Annotated in this window: 19 protein-coding genes and 1 pseudogene; 14 read left to right on the top strand and 6 right to left on the bottom strand. The window is 75.7% G+C overall.

Annotated elements, in window-relative coordinates; genetic code table 11:
* Positions 1-259: 259 nt before the first annotated feature.
* Both AC0GKK_RS04190 and AC0GKK_RS04185 read left to right on the top strand, forming a co-directional pair.
* Positions 260-1,405, top strand: coding sequence for an FAD-dependent monooxygenase (locus tag AC0GKK_RS04190; RefSeq protein WP_482637290.1), 1,146 nt, complete (start codon positions 260-262; stop codon positions 1,403-1,405).
* 133 nt (positions 1,406-1,538) lie between these two features.
* Positions 1,539-2,792, top strand: coding sequence for an FAD-dependent monooxygenase (locus AC0GKK_RS04185; protein ID WP_489883207.1), 1,254 nt, complete (start codon positions 1,539-1,541; stop codon positions 2,790-2,792).
* 22 nt (positions 2,793-2,814) lie between these two features.
* Here AC0GKK_RS04185 and AC0GKK_RS04180 read toward each other — a convergent pair whose 3' ends face one another.
* The gene (locus tag AC0GKK_RS04180; RefSeq protein ID WP_346102653.1) at positions 2,815-4,314 is read right to left on the bottom strand and encodes an amino acid permease; all 1,500 of its coding nucleotides are present in this window, start codon (positions 4,312-4,314) and stop codon (positions 2,815-2,817) included.
* Positions 4,315-4,562: 248 nt separating this feature from the next.
* Here AC0GKK_RS04180 and AC0GKK_RS04175 point away from each other — a divergent pair, with 248 nt between their 5' ends.
* The 5 genes from AC0GKK_RS04175 (at position 4,563) to AC0GKK_RS04155 (ending at position 10,976) form a co-directional block, all read left to right on the top strand.
* Positions 4,563-5,471 carry a hypothetical protein gene (locus AC0GKK_RS04175; RefSeq protein WP_489883206.1) on the top strand — a complete coding sequence of 303 codons (909 nt, stop codon included), beginning with the start codon at positions 4,563-4,565 and terminating at the stop codon, positions 5,469-5,471.
* A 69-nt stretch (positions 5,472-5,540) separates the two neighbouring features.
* Positions 5,541-8,045: an ATP-dependent Clp protease ATP-binding subunit gene (locus AC0GKK_RS04170; RefSeq protein ID WP_489883205.1), complete on the top strand. Its 2,505-nt coding sequence runs from the start codon at positions 5,541-5,543 to the stop codon at positions 8,043-8,045.
* Between the two features lie 50 nt (positions 8,046-8,095).
* Positions 8,096-9,025, top strand: coding sequence for a cation diffusion facilitator family transporter (locus AC0GKK_RS04165; protein WP_489883204.1), 930 nt, complete (start codon positions 8,096-8,098; stop codon positions 9,023-9,025).
* Positions 9,026-9,099: 74 nt separating this feature from the next.
* A complete protein-coding gene (locus AC0GKK_RS04160; protein WP_489883203.1) occupies positions 9,100-10,206 on the top strand; it encodes an oxidoreductase in 1,107 nt (368 codons plus the stop codon).
* On the top strand, positions 10,203-10,976 hold the full coding sequence (locus AC0GKK_RS04155; RefSeq protein WP_489883202.1) for an alpha/beta fold hydrolase: 774 nt from the start codon (positions 10,203-10,205) through the stop codon (positions 10,974-10,976). Before AC0GKK_RS04160 ends, AC0GKK_RS04155 begins: the two co-directional genes overlap by 4 nt.
* Positions 10,977-11,001: 25 nt before the next feature.
* Here the strand turns inward: AC0GKK_RS04155 and AC0GKK_RS04150 are convergent, their stop codons facing one another.
* Complete coding sequence (locus AC0GKK_RS04150; RefSeq protein WP_489883201.1) at positions 11,002-14,496, bottom strand: ATP-binding cassette domain-containing protein; 3,495 nt, start codon at positions 14,494-14,496, stop codon at positions 11,002-11,004.
* 197 nt (positions 14,497-14,693) lie between these two features.
* On the opposite strand from AC0GKK_RS04150, the pseudogene AC0GKK_RS04145 reads away from it, so the two are divergent.
* From AC0GKK_RS04145 to AC0GKK_RS04135, 3 genes and pseudogenes are all read left to right on the top strand, one after another.
* Positions 14,694-15,047 (top strand): annotated as a pseudogene (locus tag AC0GKK_RS04145) (CHRD domain-containing protein); the annotation flags it as partial.
* Positions 15,048-15,162: 115 nt separating this feature from the next.
* The gene (locus AC0GKK_RS04140) at positions 15,163-15,306 is read left to right on the top strand and encodes a CHRD domain-containing protein (protein WP_489884086.1); all 144 of its coding nucleotides are present in this window, start codon (positions 15,163-15,165) and stop codon (positions 15,304-15,306) included.
* Positions 15,307-15,387: 81 nt separating this feature from the next.
* Complete coding sequence (locus tag AC0GKK_RS04135) at positions 15,388-16,245, top strand: alpha/beta fold hydrolase (RefSeq protein ID WP_489883200.1); 858 nt, start codon at positions 15,388-15,390, stop codon at positions 16,243-16,245.
* 63 nt (positions 16,246-16,308) lie between these two features.
* On the opposite strand, the gene AC0GKK_RS04130 is transcribed toward AC0GKK_RS04135, so the two are convergent.
* Complete coding sequence (locus tag AC0GKK_RS04130) at positions 16,309-17,751, bottom strand: RNA polymerase sigma factor (protein ID WP_208819636.1); 1,443 nt, start codon at positions 17,749-17,751, stop codon at positions 16,309-16,311.
* A gap of 248 nt (positions 17,752-17,999) precedes the next feature.
* Here AC0GKK_RS04130 and AC0GKK_RS04125 point away from each other — a divergent pair, with 248 nt between their 5' ends.
* On the top strand, positions 18,000-18,830 hold the full coding sequence (locus AC0GKK_RS04125; RefSeq protein WP_062404688.1) for an inositol monophosphatase family protein: 831 nt from the start codon (positions 18,000-18,002) through the stop codon (positions 18,828-18,830).
* Between the two features lie 33 nt (positions 18,831-18,863).
* Here the strand turns inward: AC0GKK_RS04125 and cei are convergent, their stop codons facing one another.
* On the bottom strand, positions 18,864-19,493 hold the full coding sequence (cei, locus tag AC0GKK_RS04120) for an envelope integrity protein Cei (RefSeq protein ID WP_224402768.1): 630 nt from the start codon (positions 19,491-19,493) through the stop codon (positions 18,864-18,866).
* Positions 19,493-20,578, bottom strand: coding sequence for a phosphotransferase family protein (locus AC0GKK_RS04115; protein ID WP_489883199.1), 1,086 nt, complete (start codon positions 20,576-20,578; stop codon positions 19,493-19,495). The genes cei and AC0GKK_RS04115 overlap by 1 nt, the downstream gene beginning before the upstream one ends.
* Positions 20,579-20,891: 313 nt before the next feature.
* Here AC0GKK_RS04115 and AC0GKK_RS04110 point away from each other — a divergent pair, with 313 nt between their 5' ends.
* The gene (locus AC0GKK_RS04110; RefSeq protein ID WP_010223990.1) at positions 20,892-21,194 is read left to right on the top strand and encodes a DUF4193 domain-containing protein; all 303 of its coding nucleotides are present in this window, start codon (positions 20,892-20,894) and stop codon (positions 21,192-21,194) included.
* Positions 21,195-21,267: 73 nt separating this feature from the next.
* Here the strand turns inward: AC0GKK_RS04110 and AC0GKK_RS04105 are convergent, their stop codons facing one another.
* Positions 21,268-21,765: a DUF3093 domain-containing protein gene (locus AC0GKK_RS04105; protein ID WP_208819638.1), complete on the bottom strand. Its 498-nt coding sequence runs from the start codon at positions 21,763-21,765 to the stop codon at positions 21,268-21,270.
* A 25-nt stretch (positions 21,766-21,790) separates the two neighbouring features.
* Here AC0GKK_RS04105 and dut point away from each other — a divergent pair, with 25 nt between their 5' ends.
* Both dut and AC0GKK_RS04095 read left to right on the top strand, forming a co-directional pair.
* A complete protein-coding gene (gene dut / locus AC0GKK_RS04100; RefSeq protein ID WP_489883198.1) occupies positions 21,791-22,306 on the top strand; it encodes a dUTP diphosphatase in 516 nt (171 codons plus the stop codon).
* A 24-nt stretch (positions 22,307-22,330) separates the two neighbouring features.
* Complete coding sequence (locus AC0GKK_RS04095; RefSeq protein ID WP_489883197.1) at positions 22,331-25,774, top strand: DUF3710 domain-containing protein; 3,444 nt, start codon at positions 22,331-22,333, stop codon at positions 25,772-25,774.
* Positions 25,775-25,986 lie beyond the last annotated feature (212 nt).

Raw genomic sequence — 25,986 nt, 5'->3', positions numbered from 1 at the left:
ACCACCACGCTAACCAGGGGTCGACCACCCGGTTACCAGGGGGAGGGGCCCGGACGGCCCGGCACCGGCCGGGGTCGGACACCCCGGACATACACACCCCGTCGTGGCGCGCAATCGCTGCGCTACGGTGCATCCATTCCGGTGACTTGATGAACCGAAGGGGGCTCGCGTGCGTATCGCCTGCGCGGGAGGGGGACCGGCCGGTCTGTATCTGGCGGTCCTCGCCAGGCTCCGGTCCGGTGGACGCGACGAGGTCGTCGTGCACGAACGCAACGAGGCGGGGCGGACCCACGGGTTTGCCGTCACCTACGGCGAGGACATGCTCGACGATGCGTTCCGCAACGACCCCGAGGGCGGTGAGGCCCTGCGTCGCGCGTCGCGGCTGTGGAACGCCCAGGAGATCCGGGTCGGCGACCACCGCCCGGTGCACGTCGGCGGCAAGTACGGCTACGCGATCGCCCGCGTCGACCTGCTCGACGTGCTGGCGCGCCGGGCCGAGCAGCTGGGCGTGACGATCGAGTACGGCTCCCCGGTCGACCGCGCGGACCTCGACGCCGACCTGGTCGTCGCCTGCGACGGCGTCGGCAGCCGGATCCGCACCGCGCGCGCCGAGCACTTCGGCACCACCGTCGACGAGGGGACGAACCCCTACGTCTGGCTCGGCGCCGACAGCGACTCCGACACCTTCGTGTGGGACTTCCAGCCGACCGACGCGGGCTGGATGTGGATCCACCTGTACCCCTCGTCGAACGGGGTCAGCACCTGCATCGTCGAGTGCGAGCCCGTCACCTGGGAGGCGCTGGGCCTGGACCACATGTCCGGGGCCGAGGCCGTCCGGCTCGTCGAGTCGGTCTTCCACCGCACGCTGGCCGGACGCCGGCTCATCGAGCCCCTCGGCGGGCTCGGGGACAAGCCCTGGCTGCGCTTCCGCGAGGTCCGCAACCGGACCTGGCGCGACGGCGACCTCGTGCTGGCCGGCGACGCCGCGCACACCACGCACTTCGGGATCGGCTCGGGCACCGTGCTGGCCATGCAGGACTCGATGGGTCTGGTCGACGCCCTCTACGGCGTCGCGGGCCGGACGGCTGCGGCCGACCTGACCTGCCCGAACGGCCGCGGCGCCGCGTTGTCGGCCTACGACGCCCGCCGGCGTGCGGAGGTCGGCCCGGTCCAGGACGCCGCCCGGCGCAACATGCAGTGGTTCGAGCAGGCCGGTCGTCAGCTCGAGCAGGTCACCGACCCCGTCGAGTTCGCGTGGTCGCTCACCGACCGCCGGGGCGACATGAGCCGCATCCACCGCACCCTGCACCGCGCCACCCAGGTGCCCGCGCTGCGTCAGGTGCGGCGCGGTCTGACCACCGCCCGCCGCGTCCGGCGGTCGGCCCTGCGCGGTCGGCAGAGCTGAGTTCCGCCGCGAAACCGCTCGCCGCCGGCATGCGCACCGTCACCGATCGTGGCCGGACCCGATGTCCACACAGGTCCGCCACGTTCGTAGGGTCGTTGCGTCCCAGATCGATGACATCCGATGGAGGTCCGGTGTGAAGATCGTGGTCGTCGGTGGTGGACCGGCCGGTCTGTACTTCTCGATCCTGGCCCGGCTCCGGTCGGGTGGGCAGGACGAGATCGTCCTGGCGGAGCGCAACGCGCCCGGCACGGCCTCCGGCTTCGCGGTCACGCTCGGTGAGGACATTCTCGACGAGCTCTTCCGCACCGACCCCCTCGGCGCCGAGAAGGTGCGGGCCGCGGCGCACGTGTGGGACTCCCAGGTCGTGGAGGTGTCCGGGCGCCCGGTGCACCTCGGCGGGCGCTACGGCTACTCCATCGGCCGTGCGCGACTGCTGGAGGTGCTGGCGGAGCGGGCCCGCCAGGTCGGCGTGAGGCTCATGTTCGACACCGCCGTCGCCGCCGACGGTGACACCGCACGCGACCCGCTGACCGCGGACGCGGACGTCGTCGTCGCCGCGGACGGGGTCGGGTCCGCGATCCGCGCCGCCCGGGCCGACGTCTTCGGCACCCGGGTCGCCCACGGCGCCAACCGCTACGTGTGGTTCGGGACGAGCAAGCCGTTCCGACCGTTCACCTTCGCGTTCGAGAAGACCCACGCCGGCTGGATCTGGTTGCACGCCTACCCCGCGGCGGACTGCGTCAGCACCTGCATCGTGGAGTGCACGCCGGAGACGTGGACGGGTCTGGGGCTCGACACGACGGCGCCCGACGAGGCCATGCGGATGCTCGAGGGCGTCTTCGCCCGCTCGCTCGACGGGCACTCGCTGATCGCCCCGCCCGGCATGGGGTCCTCGCCGTGGCTGCAGTTCCGCGAGGTCCGGAACATGTCCTGGCGCGACGGCAACGTCGTCCTCGCCGGCGACGCGGCGCACACCACGCACTTCGCCATCGGCTCGGGCACCGTGCTCGCGGTCGCCGACTCGATCGCGCTGGCCGAGGAGCTGTACCCGCGGGGGACCCGCGGCACCGACGACGTCGAGGCCGCCCTCGCCGGGTACGACGCGCGTCGCCGCGCCGCGATGGCGCCCATCCAGCGGATGGCCCGGGCCAGCATGGAGTGGTTCGAGACCGTCCCCGAGCGCCTCGAGGGCGCCGACGACGCGCTGGCCTTCTCCTGGTCGCTGCTCGACCGCCGGCACGACCAGGGCCGGCTCAACGAGCGTCTGCACCGCGCGACGCAGGTCGAGCCGGTCCGTCAGGTCCGTCGCAGGCTGACCGCGGCCCGCCGGGTCCGCCGGGCGCTGGCCCGCGGGGAGATCACCCCCCGCGAGGCCCTGCAGCGCTGACCCGCGGCCCGGCGGGACCGGCTCAGGCCCGGTCCCGCCCGGCCCCGGAACCCTCCCGTTCCTCGCGCGCGAGGAACGAGTGCTTCCGCCCGTAGACGGCGTAGACGACGAGGCCGAGCAGCAGCCAGCCGACGAACCGGATCCACGTGTCCAGGTTCAGGTTCAGCATCAGGTAGAGGCACGCGATCGCGGTGATCGCCGGCACCACCGGCGAGAACGGCACGGTGAACGGCCGGTCGAGGTCGGGGCGGGTCCGGCGCAGCACCGGCACCGCGATCGCCACGATGATCATCGCCGAGAGCGCGCCGATCGACACCATGTCGGCCAGTGCGGTGATCGGGGTGAACGCCGCGATCACCGCGCAGACGACACCACCGATGATGGTCATGCGGTGCGGGGTGCCCCACTTCGGGTGCGCGGTGCCGATGGCCTTCGGCAGCAGGCCGTCGCGACCCATCGCGAAGCCGATCCGGCCGATGGTCACGAGCTCCACCATCATCACCGAGGTCAGCCCGGTGACCGCGCCGAGCGCGATCAGCGCGCCCACCCACGGCAGCCCGACGCCGGCGAACGCCGACGCCAGCGGGGCGCCGGTGTCGATCTCGGTGTAGGGGACCATCCCGGTGAGCACGATCGAGACACCGACGTAGAGCACCGCGCAGATGGCGAGCGCGCCGAGCAGGCCGATCTTCAGGTCGCGGTTGGGACGCTTCGCCTCCTCGCCGAGGTTGGCCAGCGCCTCGAACCCGGTGTAGGCGAAGAAGACCACCGCGGCCGCGGTGAGCATGCCGCCCACGCCGAACACGGTCGGTGCGAGCCCGAACACCCCGGAGATGATCGGCTGGGTGAACACCGAGCCGCCGTCCTCGGGTGCCTGCGCCGGCGGGATGAACGGCTGCAGGTTGGCCGGGTCGATGTAGAACACGCCCACGGCCAGGATCAGCACGCAGACCGCGAGCTTCACCAGCACCAGCAGGTTCGTCAGCCGCGCCGACTGCTGGATGCCCGCGACCGCGACGACCGTCAGCAGCGCGATGATCAGCACCGCGCCGACGTTGACCGTCGCGTCCTCGCCGAACCACGCCGTCGGCAGCCCGAACAGCGATGCCAGGTAGCCGGACCAGCTCCGCGAGACGACGGCGAGGCCGAGGCCGAACTCCAGCAGGAGGTCCCAGCCGATGATCCAGGCGAAGACCTCGCCGAGGGTGGCGAAGGCGTAGGTGTAGGCCGAGCCCGCCGTCGGGACCGAGGAGGCCAGCTCGGCGTAGCAGACGGCGGCGAGCCCGGCGACGACCGCACCGATCAGGAACGACAGCGTGACGGCGGGGCCCGCGTGCTGCTGGGCCTCGACCCCGGCGAGGGTGAAGATGCCGGTGCCGATGATGATGCCGACACCGAATCCGACCAGGTCACGGGCCTTCAGCGTGCGCTTGAGCGGCGTCCCGTGCCCGTCGGCACCCCCGTCCCCGTGCTCGCTCCGGGCCAGGATCCGTTCCACCGGCATCGTGCGCGTCCAGCCCACTCCGCCACCCCCACTCGTCGTCGGTCGACCGGTCGTTGCGTGACGGTATGACGCCGGGTGACGACGCGCCGCACGAGGTGCGTCGACGATCCTGATAATCCCGTGTGAACGTTCTGTTCTCCCTGTCCGGGTCGGCCACGATCGGGGCACGATGTCGGTCGTGGGCAACCGACCGGGTGCCCACGACCGGAGGAGCCGTGGTGGAGCGGAGGCCGGGACGCCGACGGTCCCGGGCGGCACGGGGAGCGGTGCTCGCCGTCGTCGCCGCGCTCGTGCTGGCTCCGGCCGCCGGGGCCGCCGGGGCCGCCAGGGCCGCCGGGCCGGTGTCGACGGCCCTGGCAGGCCCGGCCGAGACACCCCCGTCCGTCGCCCGGCTGCAGCACGCCCCCGCGGCCGACGCGGAGCCGCCCGGCACCCTGCGCGAGCTCCTCGCGGCGATCACCGGGTCGGCGACGGCCGACCCGTTCGACCTCGCGCCCGGCACGCTCGCCGTCGACCGGGAGGGGGAGGAGGGGCTCGCCGTGTCCTGGGCGCTGCTGGACACCGGCGACGGCCGCTGGACCGGTTCCGCGGGCGCCGCGACCCGCCGCAGCGAGGCCGAGTCGACGATCAAGGCCTGGCTGGCCCTGGACACCCTGCGGGCCGCCGCGCAGCGGGGCCTCCCGGTCCCGCCCGCCGTACGTGCCGACATCGCCGCCGCCGTCCGCGCCTCCGACGACGCCGCCGCCGAACGCCTCTACCGGGCGCTCGGCCGGGACGCGAGCACCGCGCGGCTCGGCCCGGAGTGCGGGGTGACGGTGTCGACGTCGCGGCCCGGGTGGTGGTCGTACACACAGGTCAGCGCGCTCGACGCCGCCCGCGTCCTCGCCTGCGTGCGCGAGCGCGCCCCGGCCCTGCCCGGCGGACCCGAGCTGCTCGCCGACCTCGACGCCGTCACCCCGGACGGGCGGTCCGGGATCCGGCCCGTGCTGTCCGGCGCCGTCGCGGAGAAGAACGGCTGGACCCTGCACGGCGGCGACGGCTGGAACGTGCACTGCGTGCTGGCCTGGGAGGACCGCGCGCTGGCCGTCCTCACCACCTACCCGGGCGGGCTCGGGGTCGAGCACGGCTGGCAGGTCTGCCGCGACGTCGCCGCGGACGTGCTCGCCACCTCCTGAGGCGGACGGTTTCGACGGGCCCGGCACCGGGAAAGCAGTCGATCGCCCCGACCCGACGAGAGGTGGACGATGACCGACTTCTTCGGCCCCGGCGACCCCCGCGGCCCGGTGCACCGGATCGACCTGACGCGGCTGCTGAGCGGCGGTGCCCGCGAGATCATGGCCCGGGCCGCCCAGGAGGCCGCGGAACGCGGTGACACCGACCTCGACGCCACGCACATCCTGCTGGCCTGCGCCCGCACCGACTCCACCCGCGGCTGGATCGCCCGGGCCGGCGGCGACCCGGACACGATCGCCCGCATCCTGGAGGAGCGCCTGCCACGCCCCGGCGGCGGCCACGACGCGGGGCGGCCGCCGTCGCTGACGCCGTCGGCCAAGCGCGCGCTGCTCGACGCGCACCAGATCTCCCGCTCGCTCGGGTCGAGCTACATCGGACCCGAGCACCTGCTGCTCGCGCTCGCCGCCAACGAGGACTCCGCCGCGGGCCGGCTGCTCGCCCGCTCCCGGTTCAGCCCCGGCGCGATGACCCCGCAGGCCCCCGCCGGGCCGGGCGCGACGGGCACCCCGGACCCGGGCGCGGTCGCGGACACCGGCACCCCGACCCTGGACCAGTACGGCCAGGACCTCACCGAGGCCGCCCGCGGCGGCCGGCTGGACCCGGTCATCGGCCGCGCCGACGAGATCGAGCAGACCGTCGAGGTCCTGTCCCGCCGGACCAAGAACAACCCGGTGCTGATCGGGGAGGCCGGGGTCGGGAAGACCGCCGTCGTCGAGGGGATCGCCCAGCGCATCGCCGACGGCGAGGTGCCCGACACCCTGCGCGGACGCCGTGTCGTGCAGCTGGACCTGGCCGGGGTGGTCGCCGGCACCAAGTACCGCGGCGACTTCGAGGAACGCATGCGCACGCTGATCGAGGAGATCCGGTCGCACAGCGACGCGCTGATCGTGTTCATCGACGAGCTGCACACGATGGTCGGCGCGGGCACCGGGGGAGGGGACGGCGGCGCGATGGACGCCGGGAACCTGCTCAAGCCCGCGCTGGCCCGCGGCGAGCTGCACGTCATCGGCGCCACCACGCTCGACGAGTACCGCCGCCACATCGAGTCCGACAGCGCGCTGGCCCGCCGCTTCCAGCCGGTGCTGGTGCCCGAGCCGTCGGTGGAGGACGCCGTCACGATCCTGCGCGGCCTCGCCGACCGCTACGAGGCCCACCACCAGGTCCGCTACACCCCGGACGCGCTGCGCGCGGCGGTGGAGCTGTCCGACCGCTACGTCACCGACCGGTTCCTGCCGGACAAGGCGATCGACCTGCTCGACCAGGCCGGGGCCCGGGTCCGGCTGCGCACCCGCACCCCCACCGTGGACCGGCGGGCCGTCGAGCAGCGCCTCGACGCGCTGCAGCGCGACAAGGACCAGGCCGTCGCGCACGAGGACTACGAGAAGGCCTCCCAGCTGCGCGACGAGATCACCGCCGCCCGCGAGGAGCTGGCCGCCGACCCCACCGACCCCGACGGCCGCGCACCCGTCGTCGGCGTCGAGGAGATCGCCGAGGTCGTCGCGCGCTCCACCGGCATCCCGGTCGCCCAGCTCACCGAGGCCGAGCGGGACCGGCTGCTCAAGCTGGAGGACGAGCTGCACCAGCGCGTCGTCGGGCAGGACGCCGCGGTCACCGCCGTGGCGGAGGCCATCCGCCGCTCGCGCTCCGGGCTCGGCGACGAGAACCGCCCGGTGGGCAGCTTCCTGTTCCTCGGCCCGACCGGGGTCGGCAAGACCGAGCTGGCGCGCGCCCTGGCCGTCGCGCTGTTCGGCGAGGAGGACCGCATGGTCCGCCTGGACATGAGCGAGTACGGCGAGAAGCACACCGTCGCGCGGATGGTCGGCGCCCCGCCCGGCTACGTCGGCTACGGCGAGTCCGGCGAGCTGACCGAGGCGGTGCGCCGGCGGCCGTACTCGGTGCTGCTGCTCGACGAGATCGAGAAGGCGCACCCGGACGTGTTCAACACGCTGCTGCAGGTCCTCGACGACGGCCGGCTCACCGACGGCCAGGGCCGCACCGTCGACTTCCGGCACACGGTGATCATCATGACCTCCAACGTGGGGTCGGAGCTGATCACCGGGCACGGCACCACGCTCGGCTTCGGCCCGGCCGCCGGTCCGGGCACCACCCCCGCCGAGCGGGAGGACGCGGTGCTGCGCGACCGGCTGATGCCGCGGCTGCGGGAGGTCTTCCGGCCCGAGTTCCTGAACCGGATCGACGAGACCATCGTCTTCCGCCGGCTCGAGGCCGAGCAGCTCACCCGGATCACCCGGCTGCTGCTCGACGACACCCGCGACCGGCTCGGCCGGATGGACATCGGCTTCGAGATCAGCGACGACGCCGTCGCGCTGCTCGCCGAGCACGGGCACGCCCCCGAGTTCGGGGCGCGTCCGCTGCGCCGCACCATCCGCCGCGAGCTCGACAACCCGCTGTCGTCGATGCTGCTCGACGGGCGGATCGGCGCGGGCCGCACCGCCCGGGTCGGTGTCGAGGCCGGGGCGTTGAGCATCGAGTCCGTGGCGGTCCCCACCGGCTGAACCCGTCCGCGCACGATTCACATGCGAATGTATGCATGTATGGTGGCGGCATGGGGCACGGACACGGACACGGCGGCGGGTCGGGCCACGGGCACGCCGGGGCGGGCACCGACCGCCGCCGGCTCGCGACGGCACTGGGCGTCACCCTGGTCACGGCGGTCCTCGGCGCGGCGGGCGCGGTGTACACCGGCTCGCTCGCGCTGCTGGCCGACCTCGGCCACCTGCTGACCGACGCGGGGGCGCTGGTCGCTGCGCTGATCGCCAGCGTGCTCGCCACCCGACCGGCGACGACGTCGCGGACCTACGGGATGGGCCGGGCCGAGGTGCTCGTCGCCGCGCTGAACGCGCTGACCCTCGTCGCGGTCGTGGCGTGGGTGGGCGTCGAGGCGGTGCAGCGGCTGTTCGTGCCCGCGGAGATCCCGGGCCTGCCGCTGCTGGTCATCGGCGTGCTCGGCCTGGTCGGCAACCTGGTGTCGCTGGCCGTCCTGGCCGGCGGCGACCGCGGGAACATGAACATGCGCGGTGCCATGCTGCACGTCCTCGGCGACGCCCTCGGCTCGGTGGGCGTGCTCGCCGCCGCCGTCGTCCTGATGACGACCGGCTGGCCCTACGCGGACACGGTCGCCTCGCTGTTCATCGTCGCGCTGATCCTCCCGCGCGCGGTGTCGCTGCTGCGCGAGGCTGCGCACGTCCTGCTGGAGGGGGCGCCCAAGGGCATCGACGCCCAGGAGGTCAAGGCGGCGCTACTGGCCGTCGAGGGAGTCGCCGACGTGCACGACCTGCACGTGTGGGCGATCAACGACCGCACCCCCGCGATGTCGGCGCACGTCGTCGTCGACGAGGAGGTCTCCGCGCACTGCGGGGACTCCTCGGTGCTCGACCGCGCCGGGCACGAACTGCGCGAGCGGTTCGGGCTCGACCACTCCACCCTGCAGGTCGAGCACGCCGCGCACACCGGGCACGAGAACCACTGCGGCTGAGCCGCGGTGATCCACCGCCGCCCGGGGTAGTCCGTGGAATGGCGCACCTGTTCAGCCCGTACACGCTCCAGGGCGTGACCCTGCGCAACCGCATCGCGATGTCGCCGATGACCATGTACCGCTCGCACGACGGGCACATGGGCGACTTCCACCTCATGCACCTCGGGGCCCGGGCGGCGGGCGGGTTCGGACTCGTCTTCGGCGAGCAGATCGCCGTCAGCGCCGAGGGGCGCACCTCGGTGCACTGCGCCGGGCTCTGGCGCGACGACCAGGTCCCCGGGCACGCCCGCACCGTCGCCATGGTCGAGGCGATGGGCGGGGTCGCAGGGATCCAACTGGCCCACACCGGCCGCAAGGGCAGCGAGCAGCTCCCCTGGGAGGGCAAGGCCCAGCTCCCGCCCGAGCATCCCGACGGCTGGCTGACCTCCGGACCGTCGCCGGTGCCGTTCGGCGGGCCGAAGCACGACCACGCCGTCCACGAGCTGACCGTCGCCGAGATCCACGGTCTGCACCGCGCGTGGGCCGACGCCGCCCGCCGTGCCGCCGAGGCGGGCTACCGGTGGATGGAGCTGCACTTCGCCCACGGCTACCTCGGGTCGAGCTTCTTCTCGCCGATCTCCAACCGCCGCACCGACGCCTACGGCGGCAGCCTGGAGAACCGCGCGCGGTTCCTGCTGGAGGCGCTCGACGCCGTCCGCGGGGCGTGGCCGGAGGAGTACCCGCTGACCATGCGGCTCGGCGCCGACGACCTGCACCCCGACGGCACCACCTTCGACGACGCCGTCACCGCGATCGGCTGGATGCGCGAGCACGGCCTGGACCTGGCCGACCTGTCCTTCGGCGGGAACACCCCCGACTCGCGCGACGCGATGCGCGGCGAGCAGGGCGCGTGGGTCGATCGGGCCCGGCGGATCCGTGCGGAGATCGGCATCCCGGTCGCGGCGAGCTGGAACCTCGGTGTACCGCAGACCGCCGACGAGGCCGTCCGGTCCGGCGCCCTGGACGTCGTGTTGCTGGGGCGGCCGGCGCTGGCCGACCCGCACTGGCCGGTGTGGGCCGCCCGCGAGCTCGGCCATGACGACCCGTTCTCACTCGTCCCCGACGACTACGCCTGGTGGCTGCGGAACATGCGTGGCCACACCCCGAGCATCGGCTGGCCCGAGCCGGGGGTGGTCCGGTGAGTGCACGGGCCGTCGCACCGGACGGGACCGGAATCGGGTTCGACGTCCGGGGGAGTGGCGAGCCGCTGGTCCTGCTGGCCGGGCAGGCCAACGCGCGGCACTGGTGGAGCACCGTACGCGAGGGCCTCGCCGGGTACCGCACCGTCGCCGTCGACACCGCCGGCACCGGGACCAGCGACGACGCGGCCGACCACGACTGGAGCACCCGCCGCTTCGCCCGCGACGTCGTCGCCGTCCTCGACGCGGCCGGGATCGGTCGCGCCCACGTCTACGGCACCTCGATGGGCGGCAGGGTCGCGCAGTGGGTGGCCGCCGACCACCCCGACCGGGTCGGCGCGCTGGTGCTCGGCTGCACCACCGCGGGCGGACCCGGCACCGTCGCCCCCGACCCGGAGGTGCCGCGCCGGCTGGCCGAGCCGTCGACCCACGCCGGCGAGCTGCGCCGCCTCATGGCCGGCCCACGGATCCCGGACCCGCTGCCCGTCCTCGGCGACGACACGATGAGTCCGGCGGCGCGGGCGGGCCACCGCCGCGCGAGCGCACGGCACGACGCGTGGGACGCGGTCGCCACGATCACCGCCCCGACCCTGGTGCTGCACGGCGGCGACGACGAGCTCACCCCGCCCGACAACGGGCTCCGCCTCGCCCGGCGCATCCCCGGCGCCGAACTCGTCGTGCTGCCCGGGGCCCGGCACGCCTACTTCCTGGAGCGGCGCGCAACCGACGAGGTACTGACGTTCCTCGTCCGGCACCCGCTCCCGCCCGGCTGAGCCGGCCGGGCCCGCGGTACCGGGCTCAGCCCGCCAGGTGCGACCACCGCACCGACAGCTCGTCCCAGGTGCCCTCGTCGGCGACCCGCCCGCGGTCCAGCACGACCACCCGGTCCGCCCGGGCCAGCGCCGCCCGCTTCGTGCTCGCGCCGACCACGGTGCTGCCGCGGCGGCGCAGCGCGGCCCACAGCTCGATCTCGGTGCGGACGTCCAGCGCGGAGGACACGTCGTCGGCGACGATGAGTTCGGCGCCGGTCGCCAGCGCCCGGGCCATCGCGACCCGCTGCACCTGCCCGCCCGACAGCCGGATGCCCCGGTGTCCGACGACGGCGTCCGGCCCGCCCGCCGCGGCCACGTCCCGGTCGAGTCGGGCGTCGCCGACCGCGTCCTGCACCGGCCGGTCGTGCCCGAGGGCGATGTTGTCGCCGAACGTGCCCGAGAGCACCCGCGGGACCTGCCCGACGTAGGCGACCTGCCCGGGACGCAGGAACGTCTGCGGATCCTCGACCGCGCGCCCGTTCCACCGGATGACGCCCTCGTGCCCCACGAGCCCGGCCAGTCCCGCGAGCAGGCTGGACTTGCCCGACCCGACCTGGCCGGTGACCAGCACCAGCGAGCCCGCGTCGATGTCGAGGTCCACACCCTCGACGCCGACGGTGCCGTCGTCGTGCACGGCGGCGACCTTCTCCAGGCTCAGTCGCTGCAGCGGCTCGCGCTCCACCGGCTCCGGGGCCGGGGCGGCCCCGGTGGCCAGGTCGACCCCCGGCGGCAGCCGGGTCAGGTCCGCGGGACCCGCGAACGGGGCGACGGCCCGCAGCCAGCGCCGTGCGATCGGGGCCTCGGTGACCGCGGCCGCGCACACCTGCCCCAGGAACCCGGTCCCGTTCAGCGTGGTCGACACCAGCAGCGCCGTCGCCAGCGGCCAGGTCCCGGCCAGGTACAGCGACCAGGTGAGCACCACCGCGCCCTGCAGCAGCACACCGGGGACGCCGTCGAGCAGGGTGCGCACCCGGTACTCGCGGACCGTGGCCCGGACCCGGTCGCCGTCGACGGCGCCGAGGTGGGCCCGCAGCGCGCCGGTCGCGGCGGCGAGCTTCACCGTGCGCACCGACTCCAGGACCGACCCCAGGGCAGTGCCGAACCGGGCCCGTGCGTCGGCCGCGATCCGCCCGGAGCGCCCCACGAACGGCGCCCCGATCGCCGCGACGCCCGCGCAGACCAGCAGGAACCCGCCGATGACGGCGGCCGCGCGCACGTCGGCCGCCACCAGCCCGGCCACCACGACGACGACCACCGAGTTGGTGACGTCGACCCAGCGGTCCACGTAGAGGATCATCCGGTCCGAGTCCAGCGCCCGCGCCACGACCTCGCCCGCGGGGGAGCGCGGACCACGCCGCTGCATGGTCTGCCCGCGCAGCACCCCGAGCCGCAGCCGCAGCGTCGTCGCGGACCACCAGCGCGGGTAGGTGCGGAACGCGACGGCGATCCACACCGGGAACAGCATCAGCACCACCGTCAGCGCGACGGCGGGCCCCCACGGCGTGCCGCCGCCCTCCAGTGCCGCGACGACGAGCCCCCACAACCAGCCGGTGAGCACACCGGTGGCCGAGCCCAGGGTGGCGAGGGTGAACATCGACCCGCCGGCCAGCCCCCAGCGCGGGTGGGCCAGCGCCAGCCGCAGCACGACCCGCCACAACGGGGGAGCGGGAACCGGGTCCACGGGCGGCACCGCGCGCCGGACCGCCCGGTGCAGCAGCGGCGACCCCGGGTCGGCGACGGCGACCGCACCGTCGCGCCGCGCCGCCGCGGGCCCAATCCGGACGGCCCCGGGGGCGCCCGTGGACCCGGGCAGGGACCGGTCCGCGGCGAGCAGGTCGGCGTAGCGGCCCGGCTCGGCGGCCAGCTGCTCCCGCGCACCGTGCTGGACCAGGCGGCCGTCGGACAGCACCGCGACGGCGTCGGCGCGGCGGATCGTCGACAGCCGGTGCGCCACGACGATCCCGGTGCGGCCCGCGAGCAGCGCCCGCGACGCGCGGGTCACCCGCTCCTCGGTGCGCGGGTCCATCCGCGCCGTGGCCTCGTCCAGCACGACGACGGCGACGTCGCGCACCAGCAGCCGGGCGAAGGCCACCAGCTGCTCCTCGCCGGAGGACAGGGCGATCCCGCCGGTGCCGAGGCGGGTGTCCAGGCCGTCGGGCAGGGCCTCGACCCACTCGTCGAGACCCAGCGCGGCCGTCGCGGCCTCGACCGCGCCGCGCGGGACGGCGGGGTCGAACAGGGTGATGTTCTCCGCGAGCGTCGCCGCCAGGATCTCGGTGCGCTGGGTGACGACCCCGACCGCGCGGCGCAGCCCGTCCAGGTCGAGATCGCGCACGTCGACCCCGGCCAGGAACACCTGCCCGCGCGGCGGCTCCACGGCGCGCGAGAGCACCTTGGTGACCGTCGACTTCCCCGAGCCGGTGCGGCCGAGCAGCGCGCACGTCGTCCCGGCCGGGACGGTCAGGTCGATCCCGCCCAGGCGGAACCCGTCGTCGTACCCGGCGGTCAACCCGCGCAGCTCCACCGCCGCGGGCCCCGGCGGCAGCGGACGGCCGCCCTCGGGCTCCCGCTCGGTCTCCAGCAGCGACGACACCCGGGTGAGCGCGCCCAGACCGGCCTGGATGTCGGGCATCCGGTCGACGACCGCGTCGATCTGCCCGACGAACGCGGTGACCAGCAGCCACAGCGTGACCAGCGCGGCGATCCCGCCCGGGTCGCCGGCGACCAGCCACACCCCGCCGAGCGCGAGCGCCCCGAGCAGCGCGTGCGCGACGGTGCCCGTCCGCAGCCCGAGCCGGGTCGCGATCCGGCACACCTCGTGGGTGCGTGCGACGACCGTCGCGGCCCGGCGGGCGAACCCGGCCACCACGTGCGGCTGGCCCAGCGAGGTGCGCACGTCGTCCTGCCCGGCGACCGCCTCCTCCAGCTGCGCCGCGTGGTCCGACCAGGCCGTCTCCTCGGCGACCTTGGCCCGCGCGATCTGCGGCGTCAACGGCCGCGCCACCAGCACGATCACGGCGGCGACCAGCGGGAACACGACGAACGCCGGCCAGAACACCAGTCCGGCGACGATCCACGCGACGACCGAGCGCAGCAGCGAGCGGCCCGTCTCCCAGCCGATCCGCCGGATGAGCTGGGCGAGCTGGCGGCAGTCGTCGTCGACCCGGTCGAGGAGCTCACCGACCGCCTGGTCCTCCAGCGCGGGCAGCGGCTGCGCCAGCGCGGACCCCACGAGGTCCGACCGGAGCCTTCCCTCCGCGCGCCCGACCACCCCGGAGAACAGGACCCGGCCCAGGGTGTCCAGCAGGGCGGCGCCCAGCAGCAGCGCGGCCAGCACGGCGACCAGGGTGGCCGTCGGCCCGCTCACCACCGCCCCCACCACGGTCGCCGCCGTCGCCTCCGCGACCGCGGCCACCACCGCGGCGCCCACCGCCACGACCGACACCGGTCCACCCAGCCGACGCCAGGACAGCGCGCGCACCCTCGACACCCCCGACGAGACCGCGCTACGGGATCTCCGGCGCCGTCGGTGATCGACGTTAACCGCGACCCCCGACAGAATCGCCCGGTTTTCGGCGGCCCTGCCCCCGATCGGCCGGTCGAAACCGGATCGGGCGGTGCCCCACACGAAGCGGTCGACAACGCCCCGAGGGGGCGCGTCCGGGCCCCGGTGTCCGCATGCTGGCCCCGCAGCGACGCGTGGAACACGAGGGGGAACCGATGGGACCGTGGTCGACCAGGTGGGCCGGGGGCGCGCTCTGCGCGGTGGCGGCACTGGCACTCACCGCGTCACCGGCGCTGGCCGAGGACGCACCCGTACCGGAGCCCCCCACGTTCACCAGCACGCTCACCGCGACCCTGACCCCGGACGCGGTCCGCGCCGACGACGGCGCACCGGTGCCCGGCCAGCAGGGCGCGACCGGACAGTTCACCCTGCGCCTGAACAGCCAGCAGGACATCGTCTGCTACGACATCCGGATGACCGGGGTCACCCCGCCGTTCAGCAGCCCCGCGCGGACCGCCACGCACCTGCAGGAGGGGCAGCCGAACGAGTCCGGCAACCCGCGGATGGTCTTCCCGGACCCGCAGGGCCCGCCCGGCGGCCCGATGACCAGCAAGGGCTGCCTGCAGGGGCCGTTCACCACCGGTGTGGTCGTCGGCGGGGTTCGACACCGGCACCGGGTTCACGGTCAAGGACCTGGAGGCCAACCCGGCCGCCTGGTTCGTCGACACCCACACCGAGCAGTACCGGACCGGCGCGGTGCGCGGACAGCTGTCCAAGACGGGCTGACGGCGCTGCCGGGGCCGATGAGTCCGCGGCCCCGGCACGGTCGGTAGAGGGACGGGCCCTCGACCCACCGCGGGAGACACCATGACCGGAGCAGCCACCACCACCCTGTCGCCGACCTCGAGCGGGCACCTGTCGGTGAACGGCGTGGACCTGTACCACGAGGTGTACGGCGAGCTCGGGACGTCGCCACCGCTGCTCCTGCTCCCGGGCGCGTTCATGGCCGCCGGCTCGATGGCGGCGTGGGCGGCCGGGCTCGCCGGCGACCGCACCGTGGTCGTCGCCGACATGCAGGGCCAGGGCCGGACACCGGACGTGCCTCGTGCGCTGTCCTACGAGCAGTTCGCCGACGACGCCGCGGCGCTGCTCCGCGGCCTGGGCGTCGACCGGGCGGACGTGATGGGCTACTCGCAGGGCGGCGGCGTGGCGTTGCAGCTGGCGCTCCGGCATCCGGACCTCGTCGGCACGCTCGTCGTGATGGCCGCGACGTTCCGCCGCGACGGCTGGTACCCCGCCGTGCACGCCGCGATCACCGGGATGGACGCGACGACACTGGCCGGCTCGCCCGTCGAGACGGCCTTCCTGGAGCACACGCCGGACCCCGTCGCGTTCGCGGCCTGGGTGGAGAAGGTGAAGGTCCTCAACGCCGAGGACCAGGAGATCCCCGACGACCGGATGCGTGCGATCACGGCCCGGTCCATGGTGATCGTCGGCGACGCCGACGGCGTGCGGCCCGAGCACGCGGTGGAGATGTTCCGCCTGCTCGGCGGCGGTGACGAACGGGCCGCGGCGACCGGGATGCTGCAGGAGGTCCCCCGTGCGCGCCTGATGGTGCTGCCCGCGACCTCGCACATCGGCCTGGTGGGGGAGACGGCGACCCTCGTGCCGGCCGTCACCGCGTTCCTCGACGACGCCGCACCCGCGACGCCGGACCTGTTCTGACCACGGACGACGAGGGCCCCGCCGGATCGTCCGGCGGGGCCCTCGTCGTGCGACGGGTGGTGCTCAGTCCAGGTAGTCGCGCAGCACCTGGGACCGCGACGGGTGCCGCAGCTTCGACATCGTCTTCGACTCGATCTGGCGGATCCGCTCGCGGGTCACGCCGTAGACCTGGCCGATCTCGTCGAGGGTGCGCGGCTGGCCGTCGGTGAGACCGAAACGCAGCCGGACGACGCCCGCCTCGCGCTCGGACAGCGTCGCCAGCACCGACTGCAGCTGGTCCTGCAGCAGGGTGAAGCTCACCGCGTCGACCGCGACGACGGCCTCGGAGTCCTCGATGAAGTCACCGAGCTGCGAGTCGCCCTCGTCGCCGATGGTCTGGTCCAGGGAGATGGGTTCCCGGGCGTACTGCTGGATCTCCAGCACCTTCTCCGGGGTGATGTCCATCTCCTTGGCGAGCTCCTCGGGAGTGGGCTCGCGCCCGAGATCCTGGAGCAGCTCACGCTGTATGCGGCCGAGCTTGTTGATGACCTCCACCATGTGCACCGGGATGCGGATGGTGCGGGCCTGGTCGGCCATCGCGCGGGTGATGGCCTGCCGGATCCACCACGTGGCGTAGGTCGAGAACTTGTAGCCCTTGGTGTAGTCGAACTTCTCGACCGCACGGATGAGGCCGAGGTTGCCCTCCTGGATCAGGTCCAGGAACGCCATGCCGCGGCCGGTGTAGCGCTTGGCCAGCGAGACCACGAGCCGGAGGTTCGCCTCGAGCAGGTGGTTCTTGGCGCGCTCGCCGTCCCGCACGATCCAGCGCAGGTCGCGCCGCAGCTGCGGGGACAGCTTCTCGTTGGACTCGAAGACCTTGCGGATGCGCTCGGCGCCGTAGAGGCCGGCCTCGATGCGCTTCGCGAGCTCGACCTCCTCCTCGGCGTTGAGGAGCGCGACCTTGCCGATCTGCTTCAGGTACGCGCGGACCGAGTCGGCCGAGGCGGTGAGCTCGGCGTCCTTGCGCGCCTGGCGCAGGGCCTCGGACTCCTCCTCGTCCCAGACGAAGTCCGCCGACTTCTGCTGCGACGCCCGGGTGGTCGGTGCCACCCGGTTCTTGCCGGTGTTGGTCTCGTCGTCGGAGTCGTCGTCATCGTCGTCGTCGGACGACTCGTCGGCGGTCTCCTCCTTCGCGGCCTCGGCCAGATCGGCCTCGATGTCCGAGGCGTCGACCTCGCCGTCCTCGAGGACGACCTCGTCGCCGTCGGCGTCCGGCTCGTCGCCGTCGGCCTTCTTGGTGGAGGCCTTCTTCGGGGCGGCCTTGCGCGGGCCGGTCTTCGGCGCGGCCTTGGTCGCCGTGCCGCCCGCCGCGGCGGGCTTGCGGGTGCGTGCGGCCGGCTTCTTGGCGGTGCCGGTCGTCGCCGACGCGGTGCTCGTGGTGCCGGAAGTACGGCGGCTGCGGGATGCGGTACCCGACGTCGGTTCGACGGTCGAGTCGCTGCGTGCTGCGGAGTCTGCGGCTGCCACCTGGGCCCTCTCGCTACGTGCGCTGGAGTCGTTACGCGGCCCGGTCGCGGCGCGCTCGTCGGGGGAGACGAGGCCACGACGGCCGGGATGTCCTGTCCTGCCACCGCCTCGGTCGCCGGCGTCGATGGTGGTCGCCGCGCGTCCCGGAGACGGGGTACGCGTTCCATTGTAACTGCGTACCGGCCGGGGGGACGCACCTCACGCCGCCCCGCGCGTCCGGGTGGCTCCGCACGTGGTCGGATGGGGTGGTGAGCCCGCACGAGAGCAGCGATCCCGCCACCCTGCGCGCCGTCGCCGAGCAGGTCGCGGCCGAGGCCGCGGAGCACCTGCGCGGCCTGCCCGCACCGCACGACGACGGCGTCACGACGAAGTCCTCGCCCACCGACGTCGTCACCGCCTCCGACGCGTCGGTGGAGCGCTTCGTCCGGGACCGGCTCGCGCAGCTGCGCCCCGGCGAGCCGGTGTACGGGGAGGAGGGTGCGGGCGACGCCGCCGCCGCGCGCTGGGTGGTCGACCCGATCGACGGCACCGTGAACTACCTCTACGGGCTGCCCTGGTACGGGATCTCGATCGCCGCCGTCCTCGACGGGGAGGGCGTCGCCGGTGCCGTGTCCGAGCCCGCCTCCGGACGGCTCTGGTCGGCCGGGCGCGGGCTCGGCGCGACCCTCGACGGGCGCCCCCTGCGCGCCGCGGCGACGACCGAGCTGGGCCAGTCCCTCGTCGGCACCGGGTTCGCCTACCGTGCCGAGCGGCGCGCCCGCCAGGCCCGGATGGTCGCGGCGATGCTCCCCGAGGTCCGCGACGTGCGCCGGGCCGGCGCGGCGTCGCTGGACCTGTGCGCGGTCGCGGCCGGCTGGCTCGACGGCTACCTCGAGCACGGCTGCAACTGGTGGGACTGGGCGGCCGGTGCGCTGATCGCGACCGAGGCCGGCGCCGTCGTGCACGTCGCGGGCAGCCCCGGCGTCCGCGGTCCCGTCGACGGCGACGCCCTCGGTGCCGACGTCACCCTCGCCGCCGCGCCCGGGGTCGCCGCCGACCTGGCCGCACTGGCCCGCCGCAGCGGCGCCGACACCGTCTGAGCGGTCCGGACCCCCCGCCCGGACGGTCGCGGCTCAGCAGACCGCGGCGCGGGCCTGGGCCAGCAGGCCCGGGTCCGCCCGCGGGCCGCCCTCGGTCCCCGGCGCGGACAGCTGGTCCAGCACGTCGCGGGCCGCGCGGCCCGGTGCGACGTCGGTGAACGCCGACCCGACGACGACGTCGACCACCGCGCCCTGCCGGTCGTCGCGGATCAGCTCGACGCACGGCAGCGCGAGCGCCAGCGTCGACGCGGACGCCGCACCGTCCGGGCCGAACCGCAGCTGTCCGATGCAGTCCAGGTCGCCGTCGGGGAACACGGTGTCGTTGCCCGGCGTACCGGCCTCGCCGAACTGCAAATCCTTCAGCTCGGCCGACACCAGGTTGGCCTGGCCGCGCTGCCCGCCGGCGTTGCGGACCTGGAACCGGACGTCGTCCGGCGCGGTCGGGGCGGCCGACTCCAGCTCGGTGCGGTCGACCTTCGAGCCCGCCAGAGTCCCCGACGACGGCGCCGGGCAGTTCGTCGACGCCGAGCCGTCCGAGGCGGTGCCCAGCACGACCGCCCACGTGGCCACGGCCAGCACGGCCAGCAGCGCGGTGGTGACCAGGATGGGGCGGGTCCTGCGCCGCTCGTAGGGACGGTCGCCGCGGGTACGGGTGGGAAGCATCAGAACGACCCTCCGTCCAGGACGTGGTGCCCCAGCGCGACGAGCGGGCCGACCGACCCGTCGAGGCCCTCGGCCATCTCCTCGGGGACCGACCCGGCCCGGACCCGGGCCAGGATCCCGGCGAGCACCACGGCCAGCTTGAACGCGCCGAACCCGACGTACCAGGGCAGCGGACCGGCGTCGAGGCCGGTCCGCGCGGTGTAGCCCGCGACGAGCTCGCGCCGCGTCGGGAAGCCGGGCAGGCCGGTCGGGCTCGGCAGCGGCTGGGCCGCGGACCAGACGGCGTCGTCGCCGTCCTGCTTCCAGTAGACGAGCAGCAGCCCGAGATCGGCCAGCGGGTCGCCGAGGGTGGACATCTCCCAGTCCAGCACCGCGCGGATGCGGCCGGGGTCCTCGGCGTCGAACACGCAGTTGTCGAGCCGGTAGTCACCGTGCACGACGGTGTGCCGCTGCGCGGCGGGGACGTCGGCGGCCAGCCGCTCGGACAGCCGGGTGAGCTCGGACTCCTCGTCGGCGTCGACGGGGACCGGGTCGTCGCCGTCGCGGGCGGCGGCCCACTGCGTGCCCCAGCGGCGGATCTGGCGCTCCATGAAGCCGTCCGGGCGACCGAAGTCACCCAGCCCCGCCGCGGCCGGGTCGACGGCGTGCAGCGCGGCCAGCACGTCCACCAGTGCGTCGCCCGCGGCGCGGCGCTGCGCCGCGGTGGACGCCCAGCCGTCGGGCAGGTCGTCCAGCGGCACGACGCCGTCGACGAGCTCCATCACGAAGCAGGGGGCGCCGAGCACGTCGCCGTCGTCGGCGGCCAGCACCGCGGGGACCGGCACGGCGCTCGGCCCGAGAGCCGAGATCACGCGCTGCTCGCGGCCCATGTCGTGGGCGGTCGCGGCGACCTCGCCGACCGGCGGACGACGCAGCACGACGGCGCCGGCGGGGGAGGAGACCCGATAGGTCAGGTTGGACCGCCCGGCGCCGATCGAGGTGAGCTGCGCCTCGCGCCACCGTTCGTCGCCGAGGGCCGTGGACAGCCACGCGCCGACGGTGGCGGGGTCGGCACCGGGCGTGGGCGTGCGGGCGCTCGTCGTCACACCGGGCGACACTAGTGCGCCCGGCGGCGCCCGCGCCCGGGCGACACCCGGCGTGATCGGGGGACTCGCTGCGACGCCCGCCGGACGCTGGGCTACCCTCCCCGCCGCCGGTGCCGGACCGGCCGCGACAGGACGCACGGCGGACGAGCCACCCGGACCACCGGGGAAGGTGAGACCGGCGTCACTCCGGGCGCCGGGCACAAACCCGCTTCCCGCGACGTTCCTCAGCGGCACGCGACGACCAACCGATGCGAAGTACCGCTGTTCGAGGGCCGAATCGAGCAGCACGGACGTAAGGCAAGGGTGAGACCTGATGGCGACCGACTACGACGCCCCACGTCGCAATGAGGCCGACGAGATGGCCGAGGACTCGCTCGACGAGCTCAAGCAGCGCCGCAACGAGGCGCAGTCCGCGGTCGTCGACGTCGAGGAGACCGACACCGCGGAGAGCTACGAGCTCCCGGGCGCGGACCTGTCGGGCGAGGAGCTGACGGTGAACGTCCTGCCGAAGCAGGCGGACGAGTTCACCTGTGCGAGCTGCTTCCTGGTGCACCACCGGAGCCGTCTCGCCAGCACCTCGGGCGGGCAGTTCCTCTGCCGCGACTGCGCGGCCTGACCGGGCCCGCACTGCGGGACCACGACGACGGGCCCCGGCGGACTCCGCCGGGGCCCGTCGTGCGTCCGCGGGGTCAGCTCTGCTGGGGGTGCGGCGCCTGCGCGGCGATCGCCGCCCGCAGCGCGTCGGGACGGCGCGTGCTGAGCACCCAGTAGGGCTCCTCGCGGCCGGTCGCCTGGACCCGCACCAGCGGCCCCACCCACGCCCGGTGCAGCACGTAGGCCTGCGGGTCGAGGTCGGGGCCCATCGCCTGCTGCTTGTCGGCGCGCGCGACGGTGTCGGTGACCCCGGCCGCGGACAGCGGCAGCTCCCGGCCGTTCGAGATCAGCACGCCGTCGCGGACGGTGGTGCGGCTGCGGCCCATCCACCACAGGACGCCGACGCACAGCGGCACCATGACCAGATAGCCCAGCCACGCCCGCAGGCCGGGATAGCCCATGTGGATCTGCGCGCCCATCAGGACACCGAGCCCGACGGCGAGCAGGTACCACCACACCGGGACGGACAACCGCTCGTCGAACGCAGCAGGGCCAGCCGTCGCAGAGTCGGTCTCCGGAACCCGTTCGCTCACGGGGCCCAGGGTAGCGTCGCCCGCCGTGCCCGGTTCCGTGCCCGCTCCCCCGGACCAGCCGCCGGCAGCAGCGTCCGTCGACGTCCTGCTGACGCGGCTCGACCCCGGCGTCCCCCACCCTGCGTACGCGCGGCCGGGGGACGCCGGGGCCGACCTCGTGACGACCACCGACGTGGTCCTCCAGCCCGGGCGCCGGGCGCTCGTCGGGACGGGGGTGGCGATCGCGCTGCCCGAGGGCTACGCCGGGTTCGTGCACCCGCGGTCCGGCCTCGCGGCCCGCTGCGGGCTGTCGATCGTCAACGCACCCGGCACCGTGGACGCCGGGTACCGCGGCGAGATCACGGTGTGCCTGGTCAACACCGACCCGGACACGCCGGTGGAGCTGCGCCGGGGGGACCGCATCGCGCAGCTGGTGGTGCAGCGGGTCGAGACGGCCCGGTTCGTGGAGGTGGCCGCGCTGCCCGCGTCGGTACGCGGCGCTGCCGGTCACGGCTCGACCGGCGGGAACGCCGCGCTCGTCGCCGGGGGAGGGGACCAGTAGATGCCGGGACGCGCACGCGGTCGGATGTTCGACATCCGTCCCGAGGACGGGGTCGAGGACACCGGGACGGGTGCCTATCCGGGCTATCCCGGCTACGGCGACTCCGACATCGACGACTACGACGACTACGCCGACCACTACGCCGAGCAGGACGCCCGTCGCGGGGCGCCGCCGGTGAACGGCGCGGCCCCGCGCAACGGCTCCGGACCCGCTGCGCCGAACGGCAGGCCGCCCGCGCCGGGGCGCAACGGCTCCGTGCCCACCGCCGGTCCCCGTCCGGTACCGGCGAACGGCCGCCCGGCCGGCCCGCGGACCGGTGCCGTCCCCGCCCCCGACGGCCCCGCCGCGGCGACGACGGCGGTGCGCGCGGTCGGCCGCGACACCACCGGCCGCCCGCCCGCCGCCGGCGCCTCCGGGCGCCTGCCCGATCCCGCACCCGCTGCGCACGACGACCGGGTCGCCCCCGACGGCCGCTGGGACGACGAGGAGCCGCCGCTGCTGTCGCACCGGGCCGAGGACGACGAACTCGCCTACGCCCGCGACCGCACCCCGCAGGGCTTCGACGGCGGCGACCCCGACGACCCGTCCTGGGGCCGGCGCCCCTCCGCGCCGCCGTCCGACGACCTCGACGACGAGTACGACGACTACGACGACGAGGACGAGTACGACGAGGACGAGTACGGCGTCGGCGACGCCCCGCTCTCGGTCCCGCCGCCCGGCAGCGGCGGCCGCCCGCTGGGCCCGGCCGACGTCGAGGAGCTCGACCCGTCGATGACCGACGCGCTCGCCCGCGTCGACCTCGGTGCCCTGCAGGTCCCGGTGCCCTACGGCGCCGAGCTGAAGCTGGAGCCCACGGGTGCCGAGCGCCCCCAGGCCGTGCACCTGCTGCTGGCCGAGGGCCGGATCGCGGTGAGCGCGCTGGCCGCGCCACGGTCGTCCGGTCTGTGGGCGGACCTGTCCGCGGAGATCGAGCAGTCCCTGCGCAAGGGCGGCGCCCGGGTGCGCAACGCCCGCGGCGACTGGGGCCGCGAGCTCCATGCCCGCACCGAGAACGCCGCCTCGGTGTTCGTCGGCTGCGACGGCCCGCGCTGGATGGTCTACGGCGTGGCGACGGCGTCGCTGGAGACCGTCGAGGCCCTCGACGTCGAGCTCCGCCGCGTGCTGCGGGGGATCATCGTCGTCCGCGGGAAGTCGCCGTACCCGCCGCGGACGGTCCTGCCGCTGGAGCTGCCCGAGCACCTGCGCGAGCAGCAGCCCGAGGTCGCGCCCCAGAAGCCCAGCATCACCGTCTCCGTCCCGGCCCCCACCGGCGCGACGGGCGCGACCCCGGTGCCGTCGGGCAGCACCGGCGCGACCCCGGTGCCGTCCGGCCCGGCGACCGGCGCCCGCCCGGTGCCGGCCGCCGCCTCCGCGGAACCGGCGACGCCGGTGGAGCCCGCCCGCCCGGCCGGTCCGCGCCGCACCGCGCCCGCCGCCCCCGCGGCCCGGGCCACGCAGCCCCCCGCGGGGCCGGTGGGCCCCCGCCCGTCGGTCGAGGACGCCGACCCGCGCACCCGCGCGCTGCCGCAGGTCCGCCGCCCCGCCGCGGCGGCTCCGGCCGAGCTGCCCGCGGAGCGCACGGAGCTCACCCCCGCCGTCCGCGCCGACGAGTCGCCCGCCGAGCGCACCGCGCTGACCGGCGGCCCGCTGGTCACCCCCGGGGCCGAGGCGCGGCCCGGCCGCCGTCGCGGACGTCCGGCCCGGCCCGACCGGACCGGCGCGAACCGCCTCGGCGGCGCCCCGGCCGGGGGCGTCCCCGGCAGCGCGACCCCGACCGGCGCGATCCCGACGACGGGTGGCGTCGCCCCCGCGGCCGGCCCGGCCCGGCCCGGGGCCGACACCGGTGCGCGCCCGCTGCCCGGCCGCGAGCCGATCCACGCCCCGGCGCCGCTGCACGCACCGGACCCGGCGCCGTCCGCGGCCGCCCCGGTCCGGGCCGCCGAGCCCGAGCCGGTGGAGACCCCGGCCCGCCGGGACCCGGCGGTGACCGCGCTGTCGGTCGCCGACCTGCTCGCGGGTGCCGAGGACGACCGGTCCGCGACCCCGCTCACCGGTTTCGGCCGGGGCGCGTCGGGCGGCGACATCCTGGACACCGGCACCCCCGTGCCGGCCCCCGCCCTCGACGACGGCGCCCCCCTGTCCGGCACCGCCCTCGACGGCCGTACGGCTCTCGACCCCGGCACGGCTCCCGGTGTCGGCTCGGCCCTCGGCGGCAGTACCGACATCGGGACCGGTACCGGCCTCGGGGACGGTGACGCCGCGGACGGGCGCGAGACCCGTGGCAGCGCGACCACCGCCGGCGGTGCCGCGGGCACGGCCGTACCGGGCACCGGTGGGGCGGGCCGGCGCTCCCGGCGTGACCGCGCGGCCGACGCCACCCGTGTCGACGCCGCGGACCTGCTCGCCGGGCGCACCCGGGACACCCCGGCCGCCACCCCCGAACCGGCGGCGCAGCCCACCGGGGCCATCGAGGACATCCCGCTGTCGGACGTGCCGCTGCTGGAGGCCACGCTCGACCGGCTCCCGGCCCCGCCGGAGCCCGCCGCGCCCGCGGCGACCCGTCGTCGGCGGGGCGCCCGCCCCACCGCGGACGCGCCCGGCCACACGGCACCCGCCGACCCCACCCCGGACGACGACGGCTGGCTGTCCGCCGAGATCGCCGCCAGCCGCCGCTCCGGCCGGCATGGAGCGGGGGCGGGCACCTCGGTGGCCGACCTGCTCGCCGCCGTCGCCCTCGACGCCCCCGCGGGCGGGGGACGACGCCGCGAACCCGACGCCGCCCCCGACGCCGGGAGCAGCACCGCGGGTCCCGCGCCCGCCGTCCCCGCGTCGCCGAACCCCGGGTCGGCGAGCCCCGGGTCGGCGAACGCCGCCGCGCCGGGCCCTGCAGTGCCGGGCCCCGCAGCGCCGGGCCCGTCCGGCCGGGAAACGGACGACCCGGCGAGACCGGGCCGGCCGGAATCGGGCCGGGCCGAGCCGGGTACGAACGGCCGGGCCGAACCGGGCCCGGGCGGGGACGACCTGTTCCGGGCCGCGGGCGACGCGGGCCGACCCTGGCACGGAGGCGGTCCCACCTCGGCCGACGAGGCACGCAGCGCTCTGCAGGACCTGCTCCGCAGCGCGTCGGCCGACCGCGGACCCGACGCCGACGGGCGGGGGGCCGACCGCAGCAACGGGCACGGCGGCGTCACCGGTCTGGCCGACTACCGGGCCAGCCGGGCCGCCGCCGGACGGGCCGCGGCCCGCGCCGCCGAGGACCCCGCGGACGCGGACCCGGCCCGCACCGCGGACGACGACACCGACGACGTCCCCGACGCGCTCGACGCCGGCCGTGCGGCGGGCGGGTCCGGGCTGACCGGCCAGTGGTCGTCCGGTCGGCGCGCGGGCGGCACCGGTCCCCGCGACCTCGGACGGCACCGCCGGGACTGAGCCGGAGCGCGGTGGGCGCGGGTGTCCGGTACGCCCGGCCCGCGCCCGCCCGCCGACCACCGGGCGCGGCCCGGGAACCGGTCGGCGGGGCGGTGACCGGGAGGTCAGGGCCGCCACGGGCACAAACCGGAGCGTCCGCGCGTTACGCTCTCGGCGCCACCACGACACCCTGTCGGGTCGCCACGCGAGTGCGGGTCACCGGAGGGTCCGGT

The sequence above is a fragment of the Pseudonocardia sp. P-1 genome (assembly GCF_058111925.1).
Note: the sequence above shows the minus strand (reverse complement) of the source record. Positions and strands in the feature narration are given on the sequence as shown.

What these genes read in the sequence shown, in the direction of transcription:
- AC0GKK_RS04170 (WP_489883205.1), top strand. Translation starts at nt 5,541, where the DNA reads ATGACCGACTTCTTCGGCCCCGGCGACCCCCGCGGCCCGGTGCACCGG.
- AC0GKK_RS04165 (WP_489883204.1), top strand. Translation starts at nt 8,096, where the DNA reads ATGGGGCACGGACACGGACACGGCGGCGGGTCGGGCCACGGGCACGCC.
- AC0GKK_RS04135 (WP_489883200.1), top strand. Translation starts at nt 15,388, where the DNA reads ATGACCGGAGCAGCCACCACCACCCTGTCGCCGACCTCGAGCGGGCAC.
- cei (WP_224402768.1), bottom strand. Translation starts at nt 19,493, where the DNA reads ATGCTTCCCACCCGTACCCGCGGCGACCGTCCCTACGAGCGGCGCAGG.
- AC0GKK_RS04110 (WP_010223990.1), top strand. Translation starts at nt 20,892, where the DNA reads ATGGCGACCGACTACGACGCCCCACGTCGCAATGAGGCCGACGAGATG.
- AC0GKK_RS04095 (WP_489883197.1), top strand. Translation starts at nt 22,331, where the DNA reads ATGTTCGACATCCGTCCCGAGGACGGGGTCGAGGACACCGGGACGGGT.